Source organism: Gilvimarinus gilvus (assembly GCF_030518155.1).
Taxonomy (GTDB): domain Bacteria; phylum Pseudomonadota; class Gammaproteobacteria; order Pseudomonadales; family Cellvibrionaceae; genus Gilvimarinus; species Gilvimarinus gilvus.
The window spans coordinates 1-21694 of the sequence record NZ_JAULRU010000570.1 but is presented as its reverse complement, the minus strand read 5'-3'; the positions used below and the strand labels follow the sequence as shown (position 1 = coordinate 21694).

18 protein-coding genes are annotated in these 21694 nt (G+C 46.0%); 7 read left to right on the top strand and 11 right to left on the bottom strand.

Annotated elements, in window-relative coordinates; all coding sequences use genetic code 11:
* Positions 1-34: 34 nt before the first annotated feature.
* Entirely contained in the window at positions 35-4315 is a 4281-nt protein-coding gene (locus QWI17_RS12330; RefSeq protein WP_302722812.1) for a P-loop NTPase family protein, read from the bottom strand.
* Positions 4312-7347, bottom strand: coding sequence for an AAA domain-containing protein (locus QWI17_RS12325; RefSeq protein WP_302722811.1), 3036 nt, complete (start codon positions 7345-7347; stop codon positions 4312-4314). Before QWI17_RS12325 ends, QWI17_RS12330 begins: the two co-directional genes overlap by 4 nt.
* Before the next feature lie 1496 nt (positions 7348-8843).
* Here QWI17_RS12325 and QWI17_RS12320 point away from each other — a divergent pair.
* The 4 genes from QWI17_RS12320 to QWI17_RS12305 all read left to right on the top strand — a co-directional run bounded on the left by QWI17_RS12320 (position 8844) and on the right by QWI17_RS12305 (position 11808).
* Positions 8844-9395, top strand: coding sequence for an outer membrane beta-barrel protein (locus tag QWI17_RS12320; RefSeq protein WP_302722810.1), 552 nt, complete (start codon positions 8844-8846; stop codon positions 9393-9395).
* Positions 9396-9833: 438 nt separating this feature from the next.
* The gene (locus QWI17_RS12315) at positions 9834-10316 is read left to right on the top strand and encodes an RNA polymerase sigma factor (RefSeq protein ID WP_302722809.1); all 483 of its coding nucleotides are present in this window, start codon (positions 9834-9836) and stop codon (positions 10314-10316) included.
* Entirely contained in the window at positions 10313-10915 is a 603-nt protein-coding gene (locus QWI17_RS12310; RefSeq protein ID WP_302722808.1) for a hypothetical protein, read from the top strand. Before QWI17_RS12315 ends, QWI17_RS12310 begins: the two co-directional genes overlap by 4 nt.
* A gap of 119 nt (positions 10916-11034) precedes the next feature.
* A complete protein-coding gene (locus QWI17_RS12305) occupies positions 11035-11808 on the top strand; it encodes a substrate-binding periplasmic protein (RefSeq protein ID WP_302722807.1) in 774 nt (257 codons plus the stop codon).
* Here the strand turns inward: QWI17_RS12305 and QWI17_RS12300 are convergent.
* The gene (locus tag QWI17_RS12300; RefSeq protein WP_302722806.1) at positions 11805-12761 is read right to left on the bottom strand and encodes an HPP family protein; all 957 of its coding nucleotides are present in this window, start codon (positions 12759-12761) and stop codon (positions 11805-11807) included. The genes QWI17_RS12305 and QWI17_RS12300 overlap by 4 nt on opposite strands.
* 209 nt (positions 12762-12970) lie before the next feature.
* On the opposite strand from QWI17_RS12300, the gene QWI17_RS12295 reads away from it, so the two are divergent.
* The 3 genes from QWI17_RS12295 (at position 12971) to mgrA (ending at position 16385) form a co-directional block, all read left to right on the top strand.
* Entirely contained in the window at positions 12971-14206 is a 1236-nt protein-coding gene (locus QWI17_RS12295; RefSeq protein ID WP_302722805.1) for a hypothetical protein, read from the top strand.
* A gap of 83 nt (positions 14207-14289) precedes the next feature.
* The gene (gene cysK, locus QWI17_RS12290; protein ID WP_302722804.1) at positions 14290-15210 is read left to right on the top strand and encodes a cysteine synthase A; all 921 of its coding nucleotides are present in this window, start codon (positions 14290-14292) and stop codon (positions 15208-15210) included.
* Between the two features lie 161 nt (positions 15211-15371).
* Positions 15372-16385 (top strand): L-glyceraldehyde 3-phosphate reductase, encoded by a 1014-nt coding sequence (gene mgrA / locus QWI17_RS12285; protein WP_302722803.1) that lies wholly within the window; start codon positions 15372-15374, stop codon positions 16383-16385.
* Between the two features lie 90 nt (positions 16386-16475).
* Here the strand turns inward: mgrA and QWI17_RS12280 are convergent, their stop codons facing one another.
* The 8 genes from QWI17_RS12280 to QWI17_RS12245 form a co-directional block, all read right to left on the bottom strand.
* Positions 16476-17303, bottom strand: a complete 828-nt coding sequence (locus QWI17_RS12280; RefSeq protein ID WP_302722802.1) for an alpha/beta hydrolase family protein — start codon at positions 17301-17303, stop codon at positions 16476-16478.
* 142 nt (positions 17304-17445) lie between these two features.
* The gene (locus tag QWI17_RS12275; RefSeq protein ID WP_302722801.1) at positions 17446-17844 is read right to left on the bottom strand and encodes a GFA family protein; all 399 of its coding nucleotides are present in this window, start codon (positions 17842-17844) and stop codon (positions 17446-17448) included.
* Positions 17845-17885: 41 nt separating this feature from the next.
* Positions 17886-18344: a GrpB family protein gene (locus QWI17_RS12270; RefSeq protein ID WP_302722894.1), complete on the bottom strand. Its 459-nt coding sequence runs from the start codon at positions 18342-18344 to the stop codon at positions 17886-17888.
* 79 nt (positions 18345-18423) lie between these two features.
* Positions 18424-19395, bottom strand: coding sequence for an alpha/beta hydrolase (locus tag QWI17_RS12265; RefSeq protein WP_302722800.1), 972 nt, complete (start codon positions 19393-19395; stop codon positions 18424-18426).
* A gap of 310 nt (positions 19396-19705) precedes the next feature.
* A complete protein-coding gene (locus tag QWI17_RS12260) occupies positions 19706-19867 on the bottom strand; it encodes a hypothetical protein (RefSeq protein WP_302722799.1) in 162 nt (53 codons plus the stop codon).
* A 2-nt stretch (positions 19868-19869) separates the two neighbouring features.
* Positions 19870-20295: a hypothetical protein gene (locus tag QWI17_RS12255; RefSeq protein ID WP_302722798.1), complete on the bottom strand. Its 426-nt coding sequence runs from the start codon at positions 20293-20295 to the stop codon at positions 19870-19872.
* A gap of 86 nt (positions 20296-20381) precedes the next feature.
* Positions 20382-20879 (bottom strand): DUF2314 domain-containing protein, encoded by a 498-nt coding sequence (locus tag QWI17_RS12250; protein ID WP_302722797.1) that lies wholly within the window; start codon positions 20877-20879, stop codon positions 20382-20384.
* A 138-nt stretch (positions 20880-21017) separates the two neighbouring features.
* On the bottom strand, positions 21018-21410 hold the full coding sequence (locus tag QWI17_RS12245) for a hypothetical protein (RefSeq protein WP_302722796.1): 393 nt from the start codon (positions 21408-21410) through the stop codon (positions 21018-21020).
* Positions 21411-21694: the final 284 nt, after the last annotated feature.

Sequence of the window (21694 nt, the reverse complement as noted above, 5' to 3'; positions counted from 1 at the left end):
AGATGGTCGTGCCATATAATATAATACATACGCCCTACCAGTTTAGACTTTCCTCGTCAAAATAATCAAGTACAATTTTTTCATCGTAAACCTTTCTAAATATCGACAAAAACGTTCGCATTTTTCGACAATCAAGATTGGCCGAGAAATGATTAGTAATATGAACCACCCCATCCTCCGTATCAATAAACACCTCAAGGTCGGAAAACCAGTCATTGACAAAACTACGTATCTCTTTTTCCCTATCTTCTGGCTTCGGGTAACTACTGGAAATTACAATCCTATGAAGACAAAGTAACTCCTTAACAATTTGCGTATATATACCTCCACACGACAAGTATACTGATTTTAGTTGGCGCGGGAGGCTAATTGCACAGGCCGAATTACTGGCACCAGACCAAACCTTTCCCTCCCAAAACATTTTGCGCCGCTCATCCACGCCGGGGGCTCCGTAAGGCATAAAAACCTGCAACGCTCTAGCAATGTACTCTAGCCCTCTAGCCGAAGCATTGATACTCCCATCGACATCCTTAATTCGAACAAATAAAAGCCTCGTGCCAGAAATTTCATCTTGATACAAAGAAAAACTATTCTCATAGTCCATTGTACGCTCAGCGTACTCACTCAATACAGCCTCTTTTGAAAAACTGTGCGCTCGACTTCCGGAATACTTATTATACACTCTGGAAGGTTGAAGCATTTCAGAGATGAAGACTGCCCCATCAAGACCTTTAGCCTCTAACTCAATACCTTTCGGTCCGTAGCGTAAACAATGCCCTACAAAATATGAACCTACTGAATCGCCAACTAGTGGGAATGACTCTATGACGTCAAATATAGTATCTACCATATATGAAAGCGAAAAGTTATTGCTCCCCACAAAACGAGAAACCAACTCTTCACTAAGCCAGCCCTTCTCGCGCGGGGCAACACGAGCATCAGCACTCCCGAGACAGTACGTTGAATACATAGCAAAAAAGCTATCAGCCCACTGCCTAAATATTGTTTCTTTCTCCTCTTTGGAGAAACAATAGCCACCTACCGAAAAGATAAACGCTTGGACATTTAATCTATGCTTGGCTATCGGGATGTCGTTCAGGCAGTCGTGATATATAGCATAAAGTTTGTAATAATACTTTCGGCAGAATAAAGCGATCCCATTGGCACCCTCCCGACCAGACTCCTCTTTTCTTTCCCCACAAATATAGCAGAAAGCAGAGCACACATAATCCGCTAGCCTAGAAATATCGGAATCCAGAACCCCTTCCGAACGCATCATTTGCAAGCGACTCGACAAGCCCTCTTCCTCGAACAAAAATCTTGAGTAGTTACCTTGATCAAAAAAGCGGTCAAACATTCCCAGCAGACTTTCATCAAAATCGAGTGCATCCACCTCTCTGAAGAAATCTTCCTTTGTTAAAACCAAGTCCAATATCGGCAGAAACTCTACGCTTTGAAGTCGCTTTAAATTGTCTTCTTTGAAATGCCCCAAAATAGGGGATCGTAGATCCTGTAGAACTTGAGCTTCCTGGGAAAACGAAAACACACTAGAAGATATATCGGCCATAAATATTTTATGGCGCCTATAAACCTCATCACCTAGTGATGTTTCTAATACCTGACCACTCCAGAGTGCCGCACCGACAAAGTAAAGCATTTTATACAATGTGGCCCGCTCACTCTCTGCAGCTTCAGTAACTGCCAATTCCACGACGTCTCGATAGAGAACAATGAACCTCTTAGATTTCTCGTAGACAGCAAACAATTCAACATCATCCAACTCACCAGATCTGGAATAGCCTTTAAAAATATTGGACGCCAAGGAATTCGCACATTTTCTCAACAAAGAAAAGTAACCATAAACCTCTAAATCATTATCGCGATTTAAGCCTTCTGGAACACCTTCCTTTGTAAAGAGATAACACTCTTCCTCAAACCTTCGCCTTAAATCAATACGATCGTCTACCTCATACCTTGCCTCATAGAGATTTAGCAACTGTCGATAATGTCGCTCTCGCCCATCAATAGCACTAAATGCAGCAACTTTTCCATTGTCAGCATGATTTTCTCCATCGCCGTCAACATTGCTTTCTTTACCCTGATAAACGCCACAGACAAAATCTTGAACAACACTAAAAACGCCTAAAACAACATCACCGCAAGAAGAGTAATATTGACGAATGGCTTGATTTGCGGCCCCGCCTAATAAAACGGAAATACTTAGTGCGGCAGCTCTCGACTCACCGACCATCCTTGAGGTCCTTTCCCCGCTAAAAGCATAATGTAAAATTTCGCATAAATTATCCAGATACTTTTGTCCACCAACCTCCAAAACATCAGCATAACTTTGAAAATTTTTCTTAGAACAGACACCCGATAGAATGACCTCAACAACTTTCACCACCGTCACATCAAAATCACTAGTCCCTTTAAACTCAGAAATTCCATTCGCGACAATCTGAACCACTACAATCCACTCTTCTAAACTAAACACACCATCTTCACAAACCCGAAGATAGTCGCTGCCTAGACTACTCGATGTTTCCGCCTGAACTCCACAAAGGATACCGCACGAGAAAAGAATAAACCCTAGGGAGGACCATCTATTACCTCCATTTAGCTTAAAGATGTACTGACGCTCAAAACCATCAAAATAAAAAACATCAGAAAAATCTTTTTTTAAATACTCTACAATTGAGACAGAGGAGTACATCGCCTTACCATCAATGCGACCTAGCGCATAGCGAACTGACGATTGAATTCCGCCAGCTACATCTTCCGACATAACATTGACATCAGCGAATAAATCTCTCCACTCCGAATCAACAACACTACTAAAGACAAACTCCCTATTCCTATTAATCCGAGAGAAATAGTACTCGGGAAACAAAGTGGAAATGTAGATAAATTTAACAATATCATCACTGTACTCAGTATCCAGATAGTGCTTAAACCCACTAACTTTTGCTAAGGAGACATCTTTTAAAAATTTATGGACTTGAAAATTACCGGAATCTTCATAACTCTTCGGAAAATTCCTCTCTAATATCCACTCTAGCTGCTCTGGATAATACCCCCTGAGAGCCTCCAGCAACTCAAAGTCATCAACTTGACTGATTGGGTCATCTATAAATCCAGCCTCAACTAAATGACCATCACCCAACGCCTTTCTCGATAGCCAATCACCGATATATGCAGCCGTATCTAAACGATCCAAAAGATCCACACGGAGAAAATTCACTCCAGACTCCAGCACCTGATCGCCACTGATCTCTTCAATAAGAGGATATGATTTGGACATAAAGACGAGCTTAATCTTAGATGAATACTTTGAATTCACAACAAATGCCAAAGTAGAAAGAAAGCTCCTCAGACCAGATCTTTTTTCATAATTTGACATAGGATAACCTACACCAACGTCACCCAGGTTAATAATAATCCAGGGCTTATATTTTTTCGAGGCTACAATATTGAAGAATTTTTCAAGGATAACACGATCAAGCTTGCTATCCTCACCGGAAAATCCAACCCAAGAACTAGTTGTTTTCTCTATATATATCAACACCCCAAACACGATAGAAGCTATAAACACTGCATGCTTTATTAGATTAAACCAGAGGAAACCAAGCGCTTCGAGCTCCGACCAACCCTGAAAGGACCCACTTAGAATAGCATCATAATCGTAAAAATTTGCTTCAAGAAAATCTACAAGCGCTTTGGAATTACTGTATTTTTCAGGAATATATTGAATTAAGCCACTTATAGACCAATCCAAAAATATTCGCGTAATACGAACGGCAGCGACAAGGGAAATCAGAACTAATACAGACGAAAGAGCACTTATAGCTGCACGGCGAAGCCATCTTCCAAATACACCTCGATTGCATTCGCGTACAAGATGGTTATCTTTGTTCCTTTTCCATTTTGAACCACACTCTACCCTCAGAGCACCCTCATCCGAAGAGATCGCACACTTTTCAACACCTGCCATCGCACACAGGACGTCTTGCTTCTTCCAGCAATGCTCATTGCTGCCATCAAACTCTATATAAACATATCGACCGAGGCTTAATTTCGATAAAGTATCACGAACACATGCTTTCAAAAAAGTACTCTTACCAACACCCCTCAAACCGGTTATGAATAACAATGGAGAGACATCACACGAGCTCTCTCTTATTTTCTGAAAGCTTTCTTCCAATCTAAAGCGCCTAGAGTATACTGCTTCCGGCTCGACTTTAGCCTTAAACCGATCATGAGCAACTTTCTTTATAAACTTATTCACCAACACTATCACGCCCTTTATACGTTTCATGAGACGCGAACACTCTCAATCCAATCAACCCAAGGCCCTACCATATCTTCAATCTTCACCTCGGAAAGATTCATTCTACTACATGATGAGTTGCCATTTACGAAGCCCTCAAAATAGGTCATGAAGTCAGAAACACTCTTATCCTTTGAGGCTTTCATTAGATTCATATCAGCAATTACACAAAGCGGCCCCTTGAGACTTCTAGTCATCATGACAAGCAGCATTTCGATAGAAATATACCCTGTACTGGAATCTGCAGAAGCTGTAGATGACTGCCTCACGAGGTCAACAATAGTTATATAGCGCTCCCCCCCCTGGAACGGATAAACGGTATTAACCATATCATCGAAGTTCTCGAGGTAAATACTAGATTCTCCATCTGGAAAGCCACTTGAAAGTCTACGCTTTAGCTCTCTAATTTGCTTCTTATAGGGAATTATTATGGCTACATTATCCTGATGATAAGTCACTGACTCAGACAGATGAAGAACAACACTGACCAGAAAATCGAGATGACTGTCATTCAAATTTTTGTCTTTTAGGTATTCTTGACCATTTCCATCATTAGAGCTATCTACTAGAACAACTGTATTGTCCCCCTTATAGTCAACCAAACCCATATTAACCACCGAAGTCAAACTAGAATAATCTGAATCTTGATAATGATAGTTTGTTAACTCAGTTATAGTCTCATTCAGCCTATATACCCTAGACAATCTACAAACACTCCAATATCTAGTAGACTCAATGAGCTTAAAATGACTCATGAAGACTAAACGCTCATCCTTACTATACAAAGGAAACTCTATTCCAGACAGAGAATTCAAGAGAGAAAAACTTTGTTTATTTTCAAACAGCCCTAACTGCCTTGGATCACCGATTAAAAATGCTTTTTCGTTTACAAAAGACATTACGGATAGCGACTCTGCAAGAGAGACCACTCCAAATTCATCGAAGACGAGCCAGACTGGAAAATCTTTAGGAACAGACATACCGCTCGTAATTAGGGAGTCAATAGTCGCCGAAACCACACACCCTTCCTGTCGATTTTTTCTACTAACCTTCGAATTATTGGAGAAGTACGCCTCTAGCTTTTTGCTTGTCTTTTCCTTAGACCCAATCCTCATCAGGCGGCCATTGAACCTAGTTAGCGCACAGCCATCAACATAATGTTTAATAAATTTTTCCGTTAGAGCGTCGACCGCTGCATTTGTCTTTGCCACCACCAAAACAACCCCACAGTTTCGTTCCGCCTCTTTTGCGTACTGATATATTACTTCAGCAGCTGCAGTTGACTTTCCCGTACCAACGGGCCCCCATCCAACAGTGACCCCCTCATCATTCAGCGCTTGATCGACCATTCTCTTCTGAGATCTATCACTTCCAATTAGAGAATTACACAGCACCGGCTCAAACAAAGAGCAATCTGTATAGGCAGACCTGACCCCGATAAGTTGGCCAAACAAAGAATATGGTAAACTTTTAATTTTGTCATTTTTGATTACTCCCAATCGTTTTTTAATTGGACTAAATTGCGAAGGCGGCTTAACAATTGTGAACATTTTTAGTCCGTCACTTTCATTGATAATTCTATCCATCATACATAGGGCTTTACCCTCAACACTTTCAATGTTAAATGTTAGCACCCTTCTCTGGACATGGACCACTTCATAGAGCCCAATTGAAAGTTTTGGTCGATTGAAATAATTTAAAAAAACTTCAAAGACATCTCCCGCAACTGCGACTGAAGAAACTGCTGGCCTTTCTTCTCCCATCCAACATATTTCCAAGTCGGAAAATGACACTAAATTACCATCAATACTTGGCGGGCTCTTACACAAACAAAATGAACGCTGAACACACTCATCGATACTCATATACCTTATGGACGAGTCTATTATTTCGCTCGCTCGCTCATGATAGTCTAATCTACTCAAGCCATCTGACGACCAATTATCAGAACAACCCTCTAATTCTCTAAACTTTTTCCGTGGAGCGATGAACGAGAAAATGAAATCAACCAAATCATAGCCATGAAACATAACGCTTGATACTATTGATTGCGTTACGGAACATTTCACACCCTTATCAGAATCCCATTTTCTACTATTATGCCATGACTTTAGTATTCCAGATGATGGACTCCACGTGAAAGCAGTACCTCCCGCCAATACAAAATCAATAATTCTATTGGAAATAACTCTATTCAAAACGACGCCATTACCAAGTATCACAACAAGCACTTGACACGCCAAGCAACCTTCATATGACGAACTATCGTACAATACATAATCAGCCTCTCGATCACTAAGCCTCTCTATTATTGAGTCACCCCTATTCACACTTTCAACAGGCATTATCCCTAAAAAATGACTTGACTTGTTCGACTGGCATTCAATCTTAAGATCATTTAAAAAAATTCCATTTAGAAAAGACCTCCCACCTTCTACACACCATTTAGTCAAGTATGAAGAGATCCAAATTAATCTAAAAGACACTTCTCTATGATTGCTACAGTTGGACAGATCTACACTTACTTCTTCCCCTGAAAAACCGAATGAAATAGAGTTACCCCTGAGATTTTTGCACTCGAATTCATTGATCATTGAGCATTCAAAGCCTTCCTTGTCGCAATGCAATACTGTTAGTATTTCCTCATCTTGGTCACCAGAAATATTTATATATATGCGGCCCCCATAATAATCGAAACCAAACTCTTGAGTGAGATGATTTGCTTTTACATACCTGTAAGATCTGATATCATTCAGGCTCGTTATCCAACCTAAAATATCACCATAGAGTTCATCATAGGTCTTACATTCCCTAGATATTTTGGATAGGGATTGAGCGAGAACATTCAAATCATTAACTTGAAACTCCATTTTGCTTAAGTTCTCATAACTATTTCTGTAGCAATTATTCATTAGAGTACGAATATACAGCAAGGATTGCTGCACTATATTTTTCTTCAATTTCCTCGCAAAGAAAACCTGATTGTCATCACAGCTATCTAAACTATACTTGTCAGCCATAGCGCATGCTGCATCTACGATACTAGAGAACTCATGAAAATTAACTAGATTGTCTGTCATCCCTCTTAGCTTTAAGGTTATTTCTCCAACACAATTAATACTAGAGCAATCGGTAGATGATAGTGGCCCTTTCAATTTCCCTCCTAAATTTTCATTAAAACTATACATATCAACAAATTAATTTGATTTTAACAACATGACTGCGATATCAACCCATTTGGGGAAATCAATGTAAACTTTCGATATTACTATTAATAGGCCAGCCCATTTTTTATATTCTATGTCGACTCAATAGAAGTGTGCCCAACAACAAGCTTGTCGATACTGGAGCGCCAACCCATTCCATTTCAGTAACGTACCTAATACTGTATTTTGCTTTCCCTGCCGAACAATGGCAACTAAAAGCATTTACCACATTAAAATATCTGAATTTCTACACCGACATTGTGTGCTGCCCTGCTGGCTCTCCCTGTGCTACTTTAGATATACGACCCTAGCCTTTCAGAAACATCTTGTCACGATCGTTTTATACATAACAGTGCGTTCAAATTATTTACCCTATGTAGATAGTTAGATCGCTAAAATTATTCCTAACAACTATGTGTCAGTAAATATCCATTGCGAATCTGAAAATTATAAATTGTCAAATTCTATTACATCAGCACCACTTATGCGCACAATTTATAATTTTGCTTTATAGAACCACAAAGGTTTAGCTCAAACACGATTTTCTTATCCATTGAGACTCTGTACTCACTCCCCTTGAATATTGCTGTCCTGCAGCGAGCGCCTATGGATGCATTTGAATTTTCTACAAATACCGCATGTAAAAATTTCCTCACAACGGACGATCAGCCCATTGATTGCACTCTGACGGTTACCCTAAAATCATAACTTTTTGATTTTGCGATATTTTTTATAGTTGGCATACACTTAGCTAAATACAATTCAAGACTAGAAAGCAGGCTGCCCAGCCTTGCGTTGGACAAATCGGAGCACAGGTGATGGATGACAAAAAGCACAATGTACAGCTCTCATACAAACATCAGAAGTGTCTGAATTTTGCTCGCTTTGGTATTAATAACCCCCACTTGGGCCGCGCGACTCTCCGAATGGCGGCCTCTTTTTATTCACCCGAGCTGGTGACCTTTTCACCCTCGTTAGGTCGTACTCCCCCTCAAGAGGCGGCCGTTTTTTATTCCCTTCGATGACTGCGACACCCGTCGCAACATCACCCTCCCCCTTGAGCCGCTTTTGCGGCTCTTTTTTTATCTGTCCCGTCACCCTTCAATCTCACCGGCGCAAATCATCCAGGTGACAATTCAGCCAGGTTACAACATGCGCCATATTGAGGGCCTCTCGTCGTATAAATTTACCTTACTAGGTATTCCATAACTTTTTACCTGAGTTTGTGACAGATGCCCGATAGACAAATCTATGCGGCAGTGCTAATTTGGCCTGAGAGGTAATGTCTGATTCACATGGAGATGTCAGCAATGAAAGCACGCCTTACCCCACTCGCCCTACTTATAACAGCTTTATCCTTTACCAGTCTGGCTCATGCGGGGTCAGAAAGCGGTATCTATATTGGTGGTTCACTTGGCAATGCCGAACTGAATTATGGAGATGATTTGGCGGAAATTGGCAGTATCGACTTTAAGGATGATGACACGGCTTATAAAATTTTTGCCGGCTATAATTTTGGCATACTGCCGTTATTGGATTTGGCGGTTGAGGGGTCCTACATGGATTTCGGTTCGCAAAATGACCTGGACACCCAAATCGATGTCAACGGCTGGAATGTATCGGGCCTGGCCGGAATCAACTTAGGCCCTATTGGCTTATTCGGCAAAGCCGGTGTTATTGATTGGGACAGTAATATCGAGCACGTTTCGCTTGATCAATCACGCTCCGGCACCGACCCCATCTATGGCCTTGGCGCAAAAGTGCATTTGGGTTCATTCAGTATTCGGGCTGAGTATGAAATTGTAGAGGCGGATAAAGCCGATATCGATTTCTACTCTGTCGGTGCTGCAATCACCTTTTGACAAGTGACATACGCACTCGGTAGTGGCCACATGCGCGACTACCGAATGCTGCACTCTTAATTGCCTGTCACCAACCCACACTGTACTACGCGCATAAAACCCCAAGGCTCTACGACAGTTTTTGCGCTTGTATCCCCCCTGCCCCTACTGAACTCGATAGATTCGGCTACTGTTTGTCGGCCTTGGCTTGAGGGTTCGCTGCCCTCCGTTAACCGAGCGGCACATGCAGTACTCACGGCGCTCGCAATGTCTTTAATAACGGGTATCGCCAAGAGGGCGGAGCCTGTGGGTTAACGCCCGCAGGTTTAAATTCTCTATAACAATGGACCTGATAGCCTGTAAATATTGGGATGCAACCTTTCATTGAATTACTTTTCTTTCCCGGCCGTAAGAAACCCGCTTGCGCGGCGACTAATCCTTTAAATCGTTGGAGAAGCCGTGAACATCGACATTGAAGCCTTGCTACGCAGCCAGTCTGGCCGTATTCGGGCCATTGCCAATCGCTATGCCCGAGGGCCAGATTGCGAAGACTTGTATCAGGAGATACTCGAACAGCTTTGGCGCGCCAGAGACAGTTTTCGGGCTGAGAGTAAAGTCGAGACATGGGTTTATCGAATTGCGCTGAATACCGCCATCACGGGGGTGCGCAAGCAATGTCGGCAGCGGGAGGTTAACAATCACCCCAAGGCGCACAGTGTCGTCAGCGAGGCGGCACCGGCGGAGCGTTGCCAGGCGGACATATTGGAGCGCTTTGCCGCGAGCCTGGACGAAGTTGATCGCTCAATTTTGTTGATGTACCTGGACGGTTTAAGTGGTGCGGAAATGGCCGCTGTATTGGGCATGCAGCGCAGCGCCATCCAAACCCGTATCAGCCGGCTCAAGACCGACTTCTCCCACCAGTTTGTAGAGGAAGCATCATGAAACTCGACGACCTAAAACAGACCTTTCGGGAGGAAACCCAGATGATTGACACACAACTAAACTTTGCGACATTAAGAGAAGAAACCGATAAATTTGAACGTCAGGCAAAGCGTGGCTGGATTTTAGAAGTGATGGTGGCGGTAGCGGTTATTGTCTTTGTCATTGTGGGTTGGGCCAGCGTTGACAGCCCCAATCCGCTGTTTCAATTGGGCATGGCCAGCATGATTGCCAGCTGCGTATTTGTCGCCGGTAAAATCATCGTCACCAAGCGCCAATCAGCCCAGGTGGACGACTGGACGTTGGCGAACCGTATTACCCGGCAGATTGAAAAACTGGAACAGGACGCCAGACTACTGCAGTCGGTAGCCAGCTGGTACTTAACCCCGCTCGCCATCGCGGTATTTCTGTGCTCCTGGGGTGGCTTTTCGCAGCGCACCGGTCAGTACACACCCGATGCGGGCCTACTGATCTACTGGGCGGGCGCAATAATCTTGTATTTAGGCGTTTATGCATTAAACGTAAAACGAGCTAAGACAAAGATTCGCCCTATGATTGATCAATTAAAACAGCTTAAACAAAGCCTGAACAACCCCGATTAAAGCCTCTAACACAGTTGCGGTGATCCTGTTTCACAGCAACGAGTTCCCCTCGTTAATCTGGCAGACATCGCCACGCTGTAGTAATCTAAAGGCTCAACAGCATAAGGATGAGCGTGCGTGTGAGTCTAATCTACAAGGTGTTGTTAGGGTTATTTGTCAGTGCCGTAATAGCGCTTAGCGCACAGGCACTCGAACTTAAGGCCGCTTTGGCCGATAAAGACTACCCCCCTTTTTACTTTTACGATGAAGTCAAACAAGAGTACGCGGGTATTTCTATTGATATATGTCGTGCCGTCGCCCAATCACTTGGCTACGATTTAACCTTTGTACGCATGCCTTTCGTCCGCCTCTTACATGACTTGAGCGAAGGCAAAGCCGATATCGCCTGCACCCTATTTAACACCAGCTCACGCGCGCCCGGCATTACCTTTACCGGCGTCCCCCATACGTTCGAGAACATTTCCGTTTTTGCCCGCAACGATCGTCAAGCCCAAGCTCAAAAGCTGGATATTGAAAACATTAAACGCTACAAAATTGGCGGCGTCCGGGCGTACTTTTACGGCAAGAAATTTGAGGATAAAGGAAACTTTAAAAAGCTCGAAGTGAATGACGAGGCACAGCTGATTAAGGTTCTGCTGGCAAAACGTATCGACTACGCGCTGGGCAACAAAGCCAGTATTTTGCATCAAGCCCGCGAATTCGGTGTGGCGGATAAACTTATGTTTATTGAAGGTTCCGTTTACAGTGGCCCTATATACATTGGTTTTTCACGTTCGCGCGACGATGCCCACAAGCTTTCGGCTGAGTTCACCAAGGCGATTGTACGCTTGCGCGGCAGTGACGAATATCAAGCCATATTGGAGCACTACCAAGCCAGCACCCCGCTTTTTTAACTCACACGCTGTGCCTTAACCTCTGGCACAACTCGCAACCAATGGCCGTTGCTGTGATACACCTGACAATGCGCCCACTGTTTAAAATCTCTTACCCGGCACAATTGGGTTTGCTCCGAAGTAGTTCCCGCCACGTTGCGATAAATCAATTTTGAGTTGTCGTCAGTTAAATCGTCATCCGCATCGAAAATTTGCCGTACGCACCACTGGCTACCCACCTCACCGTTACTGTAATACGCTCCTTTAACCAACGTAAGGCTCGCCCCTTGCTGGGCGCGCGCGTGGCTCCAGGCACGGGCAAAAATATCGGACAGCTCGTCGGGGGCAACATCTACAAATGTATTGAGTTCGTGCATAGCCGCGGCAAAGTCTTCATGGGTCAAGGTGGGCACAGATGCACCCGCCATATTCAGCCTTGCCTTACCCAAAGCAGCCAATGATCTTGGGTACCGCCGCCAGGCAAATAATCCATTAAATGCACACGCGGCGACAAAAATGACCAGCACATTAATGCCAATGGGATACAGCAAATAGGTAAAACCTAAATCGTGAATAGCAGGCCCACCAATAACCGCCGCCAGGGCCGTAGCACCACCGGGAGGATGAATACAGCGCAAATAGCTCATCAACAAAACCGCCATACCGACCGCAAGTGCTGGGGTGAGCGCGTGCGAGGGCAGCCATAGCTGGCAGCTTACCCCCGCTGCCGCTGACACCAAATGCCCCCCCACCAAGGCCCAAGGCTGTGACAGCGGCCCATGAGGTACCGCGAATAAAAGCACGGCAGACGCGCCCATGGACGCTAATATCCAAGGTGTAACATCTGGCAACAGCCAATGGCAAAGGTGATACACCATGCCGATTCCCACCAACGCGCCGAGGCCCGAGATCACTTTCTCCCAGTGGCTCGTTGTGTTCTCGTCAATTCCGAGAAATGTCCTGACTGATAACATTGACCATCCACTCATCGCACCATTTCGGGGCATGGTAGACAAATCCCCCTGAGGGAACAAGAAAAATTAAGCGCTGTCTCTTTATTAACTAGCAACTTGCCCAGAGATTAGAGCATTCAAAGCGGGGAAACGTGACTGGCTTGCTTGAAGGCGCGCGACAAACCATGCAACCTAGCGCTCTAATATATTGAGTTGAGGAGTTTTAACGAGTGTTCAACCGATTAAGCAGGTTTTACAAGCTTTTGCCGCTTGCCTTTGCGAGCGGCATTCTCTTGTTCACTCAAGATCTAGCCGCACAAGACTATGAACTGAACTATCACGCTGACTTTACCGTCAGCGACCAATACGTTCGGGTTACCATTAGCTTGCCCGACGCACGCCCAGTGAAAAGCATCGACTTTAATCTCGACTCCGATTTCCACAGTGAAATAGAAGCCAATGGCGAGCTAGAACTCAATGATGGCCGCGCGTTGTGGCAACCGCCAACGCAAAACGCCAAGCTTGAGCTCCACGTCGCGCTAAACCACGAGCGCGACCCGGGCGAATACGACTCCATCCGCCGGGACGACTTCGCCATTTTTCGCGGTGATGATCTGATACCGCCCGCCCGGGTACGCACGATCAAGGGCGCGACCAGCAAAGCACAACTGAGCTTTACCATTCCCGACGCCTGGAACAGTGTCAACAGCGGATGGCCCAAGCAAGCGGACGACAGTTTTGTTATCGACGATCCAGACCGTCGCTTCGACCGCCCCACGGGCTGGTTTATTGCCGGCGAACTCGGCACCCGGCGCGAGCGCTTAAGCGATACCCACATCGCTGTCAGTGCGCCGCAAAGTCAGGGGGTACGGCGTATGGACGTTATGAGCTTTGTACTCATGAACTGGCCTCAGTTCAGAGAGCTGCTAGGCAAACTACCCGAGAAAGTACTGATTGTCAGCGCGGCGGACCCTATGTGGCGCGGTGGCCTGTCCGGCCCCAACTCCCTGTTCTTTCACGCAGACCGGCCCATGGTCAGTGAAAACGGCACCAGCACCCTGCTCCACGAATTGTTCCACACCCTGACCAGCATGACCGATAAAGGTAACGATGACTGGATTGTCGAGGGGCTGGCTGAATACTACTCCGTCGAAATACTCTATCGCAGCGCCGGCCTGAGCGATGCAAGGCGTCAACGGGTATTCAATTGGCTCGCCGACTGGGGTAAAGATATTGAACAGTTACGGGGTCGATCTTCCAGCGGAGAGCAAACCGCGCGTGCCGTTGTATTACTGGAGGCGCTCGCCCTGGAAATTGAGCAGAAAACCGATGGCAACAAATCACTTGATGACGTCACCCGGGCGCTGGTTAAAAAGCGCAAAGTCGACCTCGACGATTTACGCAGATCCGTCACCGAGCTGCTTGGCGAGCCCTCAGATACACTTCAATCAGATCTATTGAAATAACCCCACAGGGTGTTTGTTGACATAGACTCTACAGGCCCTATATTAACAGTCGACCGGGACAACCACCAACATCGGAGCAGTGTATGAAGTACGACAATATTCTCGAGACAATCGGCAACACACCTTGTATAAGAATCAACCACTTATTCCGACCCGATATTGAAGTGTGGATGAAAGCCGAGCGCTTTAACCCAGGCGCCAGCATCAAAGACCGTATTGCTCTGGCCATGATCGAAGACGCGGAAGAGCGCGGCCTACTCAAGCAAGACTCGGTCATTATTGAACCGACCAGTGGCAATACCGGTATAGGCCTTGCCATGGTTGCCGCCGCGCGCGGTTATCGGTTGATTCTGACCATGCCGGAGTCAATGTCCATCGAGCGCCGCAAAATCATGAAAGCGCTGGGTGCTGAGCTAGTACTAACCCCTAAAGAGCAAGGTATGGGCGGCGCCATCAACAAGGCCACCGAACTGCGCGATGATTACCCCAACAGCTGGATGCCACAGCAGTTCACCAATCAGGCCAACGTTGAAGTACACCGCCAAACTACGGCCAAAGAAATTCTCGCCGACTTCCCGGAAGGACTCGATTACCTGATTACGGGCGTCGGCACCGGCGGCCACATCACCGGTTGCAGCGAAGTGCTGAAGGCCTCCTTCCCGCAGATGAAAACCTTCGCTGTTGAGCCGGAAAAGTCCCAGGTGATTGCCGGCAAAGAAAAAGGCCTGCACCGCCTGCAAGGCATTGGCGCAGGCTTCGTACCGCAAATCCTCAACACCGAAACCCTCGACGGTACCATTGCCGTGAGCGAGGAGGACAGCTTCGACATGACCCGCCAGTGCGCCAGTAAGGAAGCTATATTTGTCGGTATCTCCTCCGGTGCCAGCCTCGCGGCGGTAAAACAACGCGAAGCCGAGTTCGCCCCAGGCAGCCGGATATTAGTGTTTAGCTACGACACCGGCGAGCGCTACCTGTCCATTGACGATTTATTTGCTGGCGAATAGGTTTTATCCAGCAATAAAACCGGCCACAATTGAGCGACGCTTAAAACACAAATTAAAGCTCTGTTAAGAATCGTCAGGGCCGACCCCTCGGGGTCGGCTTTTTCGTAGAATAGCCGCCTACTATTTATGCATTCCCAGCGAATATAAGAAGAGACCACAGCATGATTACTCACGAAGTTAACCCCCGCTACCTGGCAAGCTCAGAACGCTATGAGAAAATGCCCTATCAGCGCTGCGGTAAAAGCGGCTTGCGCCTGCCTCGCCTGTCACTCGGCCTTTGGCAAAATTTTGGCGCGGTCGACTCTTTAGCCAATGCCCGCGCCATGGTGCATCGCGCTTTTGATCTGGGCATCACCCACTTTGACCTCGCCAATAACTACGGCCCCAATTACGGCTCAGCTGAGTCTACCTTTGGCCAGATTATGGCCGAAGGCTTTGACCACTACCGCGATGAAATGATCATTTCCAGCAAAGCCGGTTATGATATGTGGCCTGGCCCCTACGGCATTGGCGGTTCGCGTAAGTACTTGGTAGCCAGCTGTGACCAAAGCCTAAAGCGTTGCGGAGTAGAATATTTCGATATTTTTTACTCGCACTGTTTCGACCCGGAAACACCGCTGGAAGAAACCATGATGGCGCTGGATTATATCGTCCGCTCTGGCCGCGCCCTCTACGCCGGTATTTCCAGTTACTCACCGGAACAGACGCGCGAAGCCGCTGCCATATTAAAAGACTTGGGCACCCCGCTGTTAATTCACCAACCGCGCTACAACATGATGGATCGCTGGATTGAGGACGGCCTAACCGACGTGCTCGACGACGAAGGCGTGGGCGCCATTGTATTTTCGCCACTAAATCAGGGAATCCTTACCAACAAATACCTAGGTGGCATTCCCGAGAACTCCCGCGCCAGCCGTGGCGAGCAAATCTACCTCAACGAGAGCGACCTTAGCGATGAGGTAATCGCCAAGGTAAACGCGCTCAATAACATCGCAGAGCAACGCGGCCAAACACTTGCGCAGTTGGCTATTGCCTGGGTGCTTAACAACAAAACCGTTACCAGTGCCATCATCGGCGCCAGCCGCGTAGAGCAAATTAACGACTCAGTAGCGGCGTTAAATAACCTGGACTTTACCGATAAAGAATTAACGGCCATTGACACTATATTAAAATAGAGTCGAATGTTAAGCGACACCTGAGAGGCAGCTTTATAGCTGCCTTTTTTGTGAAAGGACTGTTAAGGACAAAGGGTGGCCCTCATTTTCCTACCGCAACCGATTAATCCAATCCGCTACGGTCGAAAACGTTTGCTCCATATTGTTATGACCTAAGCTTGAGAAAAGTACATACTCGTACGAATGGCCCTTTTTGATAAGACTGCGGAGCCGTTGAACAGACAGGTCCACCGGTATGCTTCCGTCCTGTTCACCGAATACCCAAAGCCCTGGTATCGATAACTGCTCAAGACTGGTTGTTGGGTCAGTATCGGTGCCCAGAAATTCTGGCCACACGTACTCGCGTGTTCTTGCCTTAAGCGCCTCGCTATAACTAGGTACTCGCTCGCCGTCCAGATCCGAGGTGTACTTACTGTAAATATCCTCCTCACTGACCTTAGTCACAGGCCCACTCCACAGCACCATAAAGTCTACGGCCCGACTTTGCTCCGCCGCTAACGGAACAATCCAGCCCGCCTGACTAATACCGGTTAAGCCATGGGCAATATCTTTTGTTCTCGCATGCTTGCGCAACACATTCAACGCGGCGATTGCGTCATCCGTGAGCAAGCTAATATTCTGCCCGCTAACGCTTTGGTTACCTTCGTAGGCTCCGCCCGACTTTCCCGCACCGCGCTTGTCGTAAACCAGCGCGGCCACGCCCGCCTTCGCAAATCGCTCCGCCCAGTGCATATTGCGAGCTTGCTTGCCCGAACCGTGCACAAACACTACAGCCGCGCTCGGCGCTGTCGAAGGCAGCGCTAGCGAACCCCGTAATGTCACGCCGTGACTGTCGAACGCAACATGCTCAACAATGACTTCACTGCCATACGACAACGAACTCAGCAGTACCAGAAAAAATGCAACCCATAGCTTCATACTGTATCCAGCCCGATAATATTGAACGGCACCAAACTGAAAAATTTACATCAGCTTTTCAAGATAAATAAACCGTTGCCCGTGCTGCTAAATCTATCCTATTTATAGCTGGAAACGGCTTAACGAGTACATCTCTGCGCTCTTAGTTTTTAGGCGCATACATATCAAAGACTTGCTGCCCTGTCATTTTGTGGGTGTCGTTCTTCAACTCGTAATAGGATGGCTTCTCGTCAATAAATATTTCACTGGCAAGGGTAAAGTCCTGATCCTGAAACAAACCCGCCGGAAGTATGTACTCATCATTAGGTAGCAAATGATAAAACAGGTGCGTGCCGCAGGCTGAACAAAACCCGCGCTCAGCCCAGTCGGATGATTGGTAACGAACAGGCTCCGCCCCGGTAAAGCTCACATCAGAGCCACAGTGAACAGCAAACATCGGCCCACCCGTCCAACGTCTGCACATTGAACAATGGCAGAGCCCAACATCTTTATGATCGGGGGCATTTACTTCAATAGAACCACATAGAAATTTCGCTTTCATAGCTATTCCTTAATCAAAGTAATTGGGGTGGCTTATTTGCACTACGCACCCGCGAGAGCCGCCTGAATAAAAGGCCACTTGTGTTGTGTATATGCTTCGCGATCGTCTTTATACACAGCGGCAAGGTCACGCTTTAAATTAGCATACTGCGCTGCTACTTGTTTATTATTTCGTAAAAGCTCTCTGAATTCTATCCTCTCCATCCATAGTGGGCCTTCAAAAGGCACTAAATGAAGGTGGTGCGTTCGATAAGCATCAGATGGCTTACAAAACCAGTGCATAACTTCAGATTTATACGGCCAGTATTCGTACCCATTTTTCACCAGCTTATCGATTGCCGGGCTAGATTCATTCAGGCCTTTAACACCAAACATTACGTCGATAACGGGCTTTGCCACCATTCCTGGTACAGCCGTAATGCCAACGTGCTCAATGCCTCCGTGATTCCACTCTCCCGCTATTGATTGTAAAAGAGCCTTCTCTTTCTCAAATTCCGAAATTCAGGAACCATCATATTCCTGAAGTATGACAGATGCTCGATTCATAAGATGAAATCCCCAGCAATGCTAACAGGAAAACTCACACGTTAGGCCCACTGGCCGCACGCAATTGATGGTTAGCTGACATTGTCGCAATAATCCACTGCGCCGCTTTCTCACTTACCATACCATCCAAGGGTCTACCTAAGAGTCTCGCAGAGCCCAAGAGTGAGGCCGGGCGCTCATCGATTCGTAGCAAATGCGTCATGCCGTTAATCATCACGGTTTCCGTGGGCCCCTGCGCTACGTCAGCTATTCGATATATGTCATTCGGCCTACACTGTAGATCCTTATTTCCGGCAACCAGTAGTATCGGCACGTGCGTCGATGCAAACACGTTTTCCGTATTCAATTGCAGTATCTCCCGCAACCATTTTGCAGGCTGTCGAGACAGGCCATGGCGCACAACCGGTAAGTCACTTTCACGAACTTTACGTAGTAAACTTTTCTGCATACGCACAGGGCGCCCCATAATCTTGAAAAAAATACGATAAAAATAACCTGACATTCCCGGTAGCGACCCTATTTCTTTTTCAAGCTGCTCTGCTTGCCTGATCAACAAGGGCTCGACCTGCTCTATAGACGGGCACAACAACACAAGCCCTGAGACTGACTCACAGCTTTGGGAAAGCTTAGAGGCAATACTGCAACCCTCACTATGCCCGAGGATATAAAGATGATCACAGGAGACCAATTTTGACTGCGCCAAAGCCTCTAGGCATCGCTCTGCATCCTGTACAAGATCAGAATACCCAGCCGTTAAGAAATCGCCCGAGCTATTGCCACAGCCGCGTTTATCGTATCTAAGACTGGCAATACCATGGCGGTCGAATGCGTGGGCCAGCTCACTGAAAATGTTGAGATTCTGCCCCTTCATATTCCCATTGCGGTCCAATGGCCCGCTACCGTGCACCATCAGAACCGCGGAAAACTTCCCGGCAGCGTGAGGTATGCAAAGCGTACCTGCGAGCGTCACCTCCCCCGACTGAATGTTGACTTCCTGTTCTTGCATTTAAATACCTAGTACGCGCCTAAAGCCCTAAGAAAGAAACCCGCTTTCTCAACCATACTTTCATCCACATAGTTACGAGAACTTTTCCGATGAATATTCGCCTTTCGTATATACTGCGCTGCGGAATCGATAAACTCTTGCTCACAACACTCTTTAATCAACAAGGTAAAACCTTCGGCACCCTTGGCACCAAATTTTGCGAACGATATCACGCCCCAAATAAATTTGAGCCGATCATCTCCCCCCAACTCAGCAATGCTACCCCTGTACTCGTTGATGGCTATTTCCGGAAGGTAATAATGACCAAGACCTACATTGCCAACTTCATATCGGTATTAATGTCTTGATAAAGCAAAATTCTCCCGACAGACGCGGCGACAGCGTCATCCACTCTATTCTCTCCCGCCAATGCCGACAGAGAACAAAACAAGAGAGCGAGATAATTTAAATACTTCATTGCTTGACCTGCCATACCTACCACCACGATGGTGCCGTTAATGACGCTGTAAAACCTGCACTTTGAATTTTAAACAGCAGCCTTTCATTTTTAACTAGGCACACACCTTCATGACCTACCGAACAGGCGCTCCAATCTTTTTCTCCTGCGGGATACAATGCAATACTATCGCTGTTGCGCTCAAGCTTCGAGATGAATGTCTTTAGTGCCAATATAGAATTAGAGTGTGCCGGTAAAGAGCTTGTACACCTAGGTTCAGTCCTATCCTCATACGTTGTGATTGGCACAAAATTAACGTGATTTTTTGAAACAAGCGCCCCGGCCAAATGCCTTATCCTGGACTCTGGGTATAGCCAAATAACTAGCTCACAAGATTCCATCTTGGATATAAGCGCGAGAAGTTCAAGCTGCCTTTTAAGTCCATTCGCTTCGATATAAATCATAATCCTACGCCTTGGAAACATAACGTCGCCAGCATGGCCACAAAAACCCGAGCGAAGCGGCGGCTTTTTCGTTCCTCTGCCTGGCCTTAGGTGACATATTTTGATTCCTGAGCTTCGAGTTCAGGTGGCAACGAACCCCATTGCTCTCTACCCCGCACAAACATTACTCTTTGTGAGTAGCCTCCAAAAATGTCACCTGATTCAGAAACTACGACCCAATCTTCTATTTCCTGAATTGGATGATCGTGAATACGCTCCAATTTTCCAGTATGCGTTACCGGCGGAGTGAGGTACCTTACCTTCACCTCACTGTCATTTAACCCTAATACTTCTGCCCATAGGTGTTCAGTAACATCGCTACTTGAAAGGAATGGAATTTTAATTTGCACATCACTAAAACCCCCTGCCTTATACAATTTCTGAAATTTTCCAATTGAACTTTTAGCCTTTTCAATAGCTTCAAGCATTAAAGGGTCATCGTCTTTTATATCTAATGGTGGATATTTTGGAATATTCTTACCAATAAACCACCACCAAAGTACAAGAAGGGCCACTATTATTAAAATTATTATCACAACATTCATAGTTACTTACCCCTTGACGTGCGGTAAACGGCAGAATTTAACTAGTTTTTTTTGGAAAACTTTCACGAAGTAAAACCACAAAAAAACTACTTAAATTCTGTCTAGTGGAGCGAAGCGGAACGATGTTTGACCGCCTCATTAAGTTTCTGACCATTCAGAAAATAGCTCTTTTTCGTTTTCTGTTACGTACCTGACAAAAAAGGCCATTTTTTCAGTAGGAACACCAACTGCACGGGAGTAATTTACATATGCTCTTTGAAGCATTTGGGTGCAATAAGCTAATGAAACCTCAACTTCATGATTGATATCAGGGTAGCTATGCCCATGTTTCAGTTCGTCTCGTATTTCGTTGGCACCTTTTGCCAATTCTGAAAAGGAAATTTCAGTGTTATAACGCTCGTTAAACCATGGAAGCAGCTCGCCAAGAATATTTTCTTCACCATTCTGTCTTAAGATATTACCAAGCATTTCTTCGGAAGCACCTGCAAGCGTAATTGAGCACGGAAAATCATTCTCATAAAAAAAGATCAATTGCTTTTTCTATTTGCAGTTTCGCAAGTTCAGATTTCTTCATAGACACTCCAACTTAACGCCCGGCACAGCGGGCTATTTGGAGCGACGCAGGAGCGTAAAATGGCTCCGTTTGATGCCGCTTGTATGGTTGGTTTAACACGATTTCCTTTCCTGTTAAAAAGCGATAAGGTGAGGCTCATGTCTGCAGCAACAGACATTCGGCATAGTAGCTCGATTGATGCCAGGCACCGGTACAACCGAGTCCGTTAACAAGCCAGAGCACTATGCCGATCCTACTTTTA

Excerpts from the sequence above, each read along its gene's own strand:
- QWI17_RS12330 (WP_302722812.1), bottom strand. The coding sequence starts at position 4,315 with ATGAAACGTATAAAGGGCGTGATAGTGTTGGTGAATAAGTTTATAAAG.
- QWI17_RS12325 (WP_302722811.1), bottom strand. The coding sequence starts at position 7,347 with ATGGCTGACAAGTATAGTTTAGATAGCTGTGATGACAATCAGGTTTTC.
- QWI17_RS12320 (WP_302722810.1), top strand. The coding sequence starts at position 8,844 with ATGAAAGCACGCCTTACCCCACTCGCCCTACTTATAACAGCTTTATCC.
- QWI17_RS12310 (WP_302722808.1), top strand. The coding sequence starts at position 10,313 with ATGAAACTCGACGACCTAAAACAGACCTTTCGGGAGGAAACCCAGATG.
- QWI17_RS12300 (WP_302722806.1), bottom strand. The coding sequence starts at position 12,761 with ATGTTATCAGTCAGGACATTTCTCGGAATTGACGAGAACACAACGAGC.
- cysK (WP_302722804.1), top strand. The coding sequence starts at position 14,290 with ATGAAGTACGACAATATTCTCGAGACAATCGGCAACACACCTTGTATA.
- mgrA (WP_302722803.1), top strand. The coding sequence starts at position 15,372 with ATGATTACTCACGAAGTTAACCCCCGCTACCTGGCAAGCTCAGAACGC.
- QWI17_RS12280 (WP_302722802.1), bottom strand. The coding sequence starts at position 17,303 with ATGAAGCTATGGGTTGCATTTTTTCTGGTACTGCTGAGTTCGTTGTCG.
- QWI17_RS12275 (WP_302722801.1), bottom strand. The coding sequence starts at position 17,844 with ATGAAAGCGAAATTTCTATGTGGTTCTATTGAAGTAAATGCCCCCGAT.
- QWI17_RS12265 (WP_302722800.1), bottom strand. The coding sequence starts at position 19,395 with ATGCAAGAACAGGAAGTCAACATTCAGTCGGGGGAGGTGACGCTCGCA.
- QWI17_RS12260 (WP_302722799.1), bottom strand. The coding sequence starts at position 19,867 with ATGGCAGGTCAAGCAATGAAGTATTTAAATTATCTCGCTCTCTTGTTT.
- QWI17_RS12255 (WP_302722798.1), bottom strand. The coding sequence starts at position 20,295 with ATGATTTATATCGAAGCGAATGGACTTAAAAGGCAGCTTGAACTTCTC.
- QWI17_RS12250 (WP_302722797.1), bottom strand. The coding sequence starts at position 20,879 with ATGAATGTTGTGATAATAATTTTAATAATAGTGGCCCTTCTTGTACTT.